Source organism: Microcystis sp. LE18-22.4A (assembly GCF_027531105.1).
Taxonomy (GTDB): Bacteria; Cyanobacteriota; Cyanobacteriia; order Cyanobacteriales; family Microcystaceae; genus Microcystis; species Microcystis aeruginosa.
Genome location: NZ_JAPZRB010000324.1, coordinates 1 through 5,370, shown reverse-complemented (window position 1 = coordinate 5,370; position 5,370 = coordinate 1). Strand labels below are relative to the sequence as shown.

General features: G+C 46.9%; 5 protein-coding genes. 4 read left to right on the top strand and 1 reads right to left on the bottom strand.

All coding sequences use genetic code 11. The features are described 5' to 3' along the window. Positions 1 to 448: 448 nt before the first annotated feature. Complete coding sequence (locus O9295_RS14415) at positions 449 to 1,621, top strand: cysteine desulfurase family protein (protein WP_288033469.1); 1,173 nt, start codon at positions 449 to 451, stop codon at positions 1,619 to 1,621. Positions 1,622 to 1,975: 354 nt separating this feature from the next. Here the strand turns inward: O9295_RS14415 and O9295_RS14410 are convergent, their stop codons facing one another. Then, entirely contained in the window at positions 1,976 to 2,173 is a 198-nt protein-coding gene (locus O9295_RS14410) for a hypothetical protein (RefSeq protein WP_012264871.1), read from the bottom strand. Positions 2,174 to 2,580: 407 nt separating this feature from the next. Between O9295_RS14410 and O9295_RS27425 the strand changes: the two genes are divergently transcribed. The 3 genes from O9295_RS27425 (at position 2,581) to argJ (ending at position 5,233) form a co-directional block, all read left to right on the top strand. Then, positions 2,581 to 2,760 carry a hypothetical protein gene (locus O9295_RS27425; protein WP_353851561.1) on the top strand — a complete coding sequence of 60 codons (180 nt, stop codon included), beginning with the start codon at positions 2,581 to 2,583 and terminating at the stop codon, positions 2,758 to 2,760. Beyond that, on the top strand, positions 2,739 to 3,839 hold the full coding sequence (gene prfA, locus O9295_RS14405; RefSeq protein WP_288033466.1) for a peptide chain release factor 1: 1,101 nt from the start codon (positions 2,739 to 2,741) through the stop codon (positions 3,837 to 3,839). The genes O9295_RS27425 and prfA overlap by 22 nt, the downstream gene beginning before the upstream one ends. Positions 3,840 to 3,991: 152 nt before the next feature. Beyond that, positions 3,992 to 5,233 (top strand): bifunctional ornithine acetyltransferase/N-acetylglutamate synthase, encoded by a 1,242-nt coding sequence (gene argJ, locus O9295_RS14400; RefSeq protein ID WP_002759624.1) that lies wholly within the window; start codon positions 3,992 to 3,994, stop codon positions 5,231 to 5,233. Positions 5,234 to 5,370 lie beyond the last annotated feature (137 nt).

The following is a 5,370-nucleotide window of genomic DNA, read 5'->3' as shown; positions in this document are numbered from 1 at the left end:
AATAAGCATAAAATTGCATAAAATAACCAAATAGAGCATTTAATTGATTAATGCTCATTCTTAATTCTCCTGACTACTGACTACTGGCTCGGAGACTCCTCACCTAAAGGAAGATTTTTGATTTTTGCAAGAGGTCTATTTCATTTTAAGATGGCTCAAAGTTTCCCCGTTCCTGACTATCTTTCGTGTTTACTAGGCTTTTAGAACGGTTTTATGACTTTGATTGTTGACGATATTTGCTCTGTCTTTGGGATGACTTTTGCTGGTCTGCTGCCGAGATTGACACAAGAGAGGTAAAATCGACTCTGTGGGGATGCTTTAACCGGCATCTCTGTTTTTTGACAGGGGAAGATTTAACTGCCCCGACAATCGATCGAGCGTTAAACCTAAGCCGCTAAACTGAACATAGCTGCTTGTCCTTGGCTCTCATTTCTCAGATTGTAAAATAATGCAAATTTATCTTGACTATAGTGCCACTACCCCCACTCATCCCCAAGTAATCGAGCGGGTTGCCACTATTCTCCAGCATCATTGGGGCAATCCCTCCAGTTTACACACTTGGGGACAGGATACGGCGACAGTCATCGAAATGGCCAGAGAACAGGTGGCAGAGTTAATTAATGCCAATCCGGACCAGATTATCTTCACTTCTGGCGGCACGGAAGCGGATAATTTAGCAATTATCGGGGTTGCTCAACAGTATAACCGCCCCCGTCATATTATTATTTCTAGTGTGGAACATTCTGCGATCGCTGAACCCTGTAAACAATTAGAGCAGCAAGGTTGGCAAATTACTCGTCTTCCCGTCAATCGTCAAGGTAGGGTCGATCCTTTAGACCTAAAAGCCGCAATTCAAAGCGATACGGTCTTAATTTCCATTATTTACGGACAAAGCGAGGTGGGAACCCTACAACCGATTGAAGAATTGGGCAGCATTGCCAGGGAAAGGGGAGTTCTTTTTCACACCGATGCGGTGCAGGTGGCGGCAAGATGCGATATTGATGTGCGAAAACTGCCCGTAGATTTATTATCTCTTTCCAGCCATAAAATTTATGGAATGCAAGGATCGGGAGCTTTATACGTCAGAGCCGGTGTCGATATTCTACCATTACTGCGGGGCGGTGGTCAGGAAAAAGGTCTGCGATCGGGAACCCCAGCCGTACCAGCGATCGCAGCTTTCGGTTTAGCGGCCGAATTAGCCCAAAAAGATTTAATTAGCGAAAAAATGCGTTTAATAGCCCTGCGAGATCGATTATTTGACCTCTTAGCCGATTATCCTTATCTGCTGCCCACAGGAGACCGATTCTATCGTTTACCCCACCACGTCAGCTTTATTGTCCGTCCAGACGATAACAGTCACATCACGGGAAAACAGCTAGTTCGTCAGCTTAATTTAGCAGGAATCGGTATTAGTTCTGGAGCCGCCTGTCATAGTGGCAAACTTTCCCCCAGTCCAATTTTAAAAGCTATGGGCTACAGCGATCGAGAAGCATTAGCGGGAATTCGTTTAACCCTGGGAAGGGACACCAGCGCGGCCGATATCGATTGGACGGCTCTAGTATTAAAACAAGTGATCGATCGCTGTTTATCGAAAATTTGGGTTAAAACCCCGTCCTTTTAGGACGGCTTTAAGCTACAATGGAAAAAGCGATAACCAAGCTAAAAACTGAACCTTGACAACAGATAGTAGGGGGTTTTGTTCAGAAAAGACTTCAAATTCGGCCTTGAACGAGTAAAACTTTCTAGGAAATAAGGTTGAACATTAGATTTTTTCGACTTGTTCAAAGTGGCCGGAGGGCATTCGGACACTCAAAACGGACGGGTCGGAAAGCGTAAGACTACCGCTAAGGTAGCAGCATCCTGTGAAGCGTCAACCCCATTCAACGACCATCCTAAAAAGGTGGCGTGGTGAGGAATCACCGTCCGTTTACGGCGGTGAGGATGTCAACTGCTTTAATTGTTAGCAAGAGTTAGTTTATCCCTCAAATTGCCCTTCGATCAAGATAATTTCGCCAAAATCGGGAATCCATGCCACCCAACGGCCCTGATCCTGTTCACAGAGTAGTAGCGCTTCATCAAAGCTGTATGGAGAGGGAAGCATTCTGAGTTGTACCCATGTGTTTGCTTGGGGACAAGTAACAACGGCAGTAGTGCGGTATTGTAGTAAAGACATACACAGATCACCCTGATAATTCTGTATCTAAATTTACAAACAAACCGATGACTGTGGATAACTTTGTTTTAAATCTTTACATCTTTACCAGAGTTCTTGCATAATTAATTTTTGAGAGGGCAAAAATGAGAAAAATAAGCATAAAATTGCATAAAATAACCAAATAGAGCATTTAATTGATTAATGCTCATTCTTAATTCTCCTGACTACTGACTACTGGCTCGGAGACTCCTCACCTAAAGGAAGATTTTTGATTTTTGCAAGAGGTCTATTACTTGCTCAAACCGGCCAAAAAATGATAGTTTCAGATATAGGAATAATCTGGTTAAGAAAAAAATGTCTTCCCTTGCCGCTTGCTGGCCTAAAAATATTTCTAAGTATTAGCAAAACTGACTGACTGTCAGCAGTTGGGCGGGATTTTTCCGATCTCGAAGAACCCCAAACCAAGAAAATTAAGACAATTAAAAGGATTGCGTCTCTATTATCTGTTAGACGCTTCTAATCCAGTGAATTTGCGGGTTATCTTCCAATTAACCCCGTTTAACCCTATTTATGGCTATCGATTATGGCTGAAAGTTATTTACTAGACAAACTGCAATCTGTAGAACAGACCTACAAAGAATTAACCCGTCGTCTAGCGGATCCCGATGTCACCAGTAATCCGGGTGAATTGCATCGTCTGGCCAAATCCCGCGCTTCCCTAGAGGAAACGGTCAACACCTACGAAATTTGGCAAAAAAGTCAAGAGGATTTAATCGGTGCGAAACAAATCTTCAAAGAATCCGCTGGCGATCCCGAATTAAGGGAAATGGCCGCCCTAGAAGTGGCAGAATTAGAGGAAAAAATCGCCACTTTGGAAGACCAATTAACAATTCTGCTGCTGCCCCGGGATCCCCTCGATGAAAAGAATATCATGCTAGAAATTCGCGCTGGGACCGGAGGTGATGAGGCCAGTATTTGGGCGGGGGATTTAGTTCGCTTGTACTCAAAATATGCCGAAACTCAAAACTGGAAAGTTAGCCTTTTGAGTGAATCTCAGGCGGATATGGGAGGATTTAAAGAGGCAATTTTAGAGATTAAAGGCGATAACGTCTATAGTAAGCTGAAATTTGAGGCGGGAGTCCATCGGGTGCAGCGGGTTCCTCTGACGGAAGCCAGTGGTCGCGTCCACACTTCTACCGCTACCGTGGCGATTATGCCAGAAGTGGACGATGTGGAAGTGCATATCGATCCCAAGGATATTGAGTTAACCACGGCTAGATCCGGGGGGGCAGGCGGTCAAAATGTCAATAAAGTGGAAACTGCCGTCGATTTAATCCATAAACCCACGGGAATCCGAGTTTTTTGTACCGAGGAGCGATCGCAATTGCAAAACCGGGAACGAGCTATGCAGATTCTCCGGGCGAAACTGTACGATATGAAGTTACAGGAACAACAGGAAGCGGTCAGTTCCATGCGACGCTCTCAGGTGGGAACTGGTTCCCGTTCGGAAAAAATTCGCACCTATAACTATAAGGATAATCGTCTCACCGATCATCGCTTAAATCAGAATTTTTCCCTCGATCGCATTTTAGACGGCGATATCGAAGAAGTGATCCAATCCTGTATCGCCAAGGATCAACAGGGAAAACTGGAGGAATTAGCCGCTGCCCAAGAGACAGCTTAATCAGAACACAGGAGACTCCGAGACTCCTGGATTATTTTTATTTATGCTCCCCACTCCCCTCTCCCCAACCCGCAACGGTCAAACCCTTTGCTACTTTTTGGCTTTTTACTTGCTATAATCGATCGTCGAATTTGAGTAGGAGACGGGAGAAAATGGCCGATTGGCAGGAAATAGAGGGGGGGATCACCGCCCCAAAAGGATTTAAATCCGCAGGGATGGCCGCGGGGCTAAAACCGTCCGGTTTGCCCGATTTAGCCCTAATTGTCTCGGAAACAGAAGCGATCGCCGCAGGAGTCTTTACCACCAGTCAAGTGCGGGCCGCTTGCGTCGATTATTGCCGTCAACGCCTACAAACTAAAGCCAGCGCCAGGGCGATTTTGTGTAATGCCGGCCAAGCAAACGCCGCCACGGGGGAAGCTGGATGGCAAGATGCTCTCGATAGTGCCGCCGCCTTGAGCCAAGTTTTAGGGATTCCCGCCGATGCAATTTTGCTGGCATCTACGGGAGTGATCGGGCAACGGATTCGCATGGATGCGTTAACCGCCGCTTTACCGACCTTAGCGGGTTTATTGTCGGAAAATGGCGGCGAAAGCACGGCCCGGGCGATTATGACCACGGATCTAGTCCCCAAATCGATCGCCTTGCAAACCACCATCGATGGTCGTCCGGTCACAATTGGGGGAATTGCCAAGGGATCGGGGATGATTCACCCGAATATGGCGACGATGCTCTCCTTTATTACCTGTGATGCCGCAGTATCGACGGTTCTCTGGCAAAATATGTTAAGTCGGGCGGCTAATAAAAGTTTTAATCAGATTACGGTGGATGGGGACACCAGTACCAATGACAGTCTGATCGCCTTGGCTAATGGTCAATCGCGCACCACGGCGATCACAGAAATGGGCCGGGATGCCCAAAAGTTAGAGGCCATGTTAACGGAAGTTTGTCAATACCTGGCCAAAGCGATCGCCCGGGATGGGGAAGGGGCCACCTGTTTAATAGAAGTGCGGGTTTCGGGGGCGGCCGATGATCAGTCCGCTCGTCAGATTGCTCGCACCATTGCCGGTTCTTCCTTAGTAAAATCGGCGGTTTTCGGTCGAGATCCCAACTGGGGACGAATTGCGGCGGCCGCGGGCCGGGCCGGGGTTGTCTTCCATCAAGAAGACCTGCAAATTAAGTTAGGCGACTTCGTGATGATGGAAAATGGCCAACCTCTGGCGTTCGATCGAGCTAGTGCCAGTAATTACCTGAAAGCGGCAGCAAGCGGGGCTTATTTACGAGAAGATACCGTTTTAATGTCTATCTGTATCGGTAACGGTTCGGGAACAGGTACGGCCTGGGGTTGCGATCTTAGTTACGATTACGTCAAAATTAACGCCGAGTACACCACTTAGGGTTTGCTGAAAAAGCTTTTCCTAGGGGCAGGGTGTGGGGTGTGGGGTGTGGGGTGTGGGGTGTGGGGTTTTACCTATTTTCAGGTGGTCAGTTACCTAATTTTCAGGGAAAAAGTCCAGGGATTTTCCCCCCGATC

Excerpts from the sequence above, each read along its gene's own strand:
- O9295_RS14415 (WP_288033469.1), top strand. The coding sequence starts at position 449 with ATGCAAATTTATCTTGACTATAGTGCCACTACCCCCACTCATCCCCAA.
- O9295_RS14410 (WP_012264871.1), bottom strand. The coding sequence starts at position 2,173 with ATGTCTTTACTACAATACCGCACTACTGCCGTTGTTACTTGTCCCCAA.
- prfA (WP_288033466.1), top strand. The coding sequence starts at position 2,739 with ATGGCTGAAAGTTATTTACTAGACAAACTGCAATCTGTAGAACAGACC.
- argJ (WP_002759624.1), top strand. The coding sequence starts at position 3,992 with ATGGCCGATTGGCAGGAAATAGAGGGGGGGATCACCGCCCCAAAAGGA.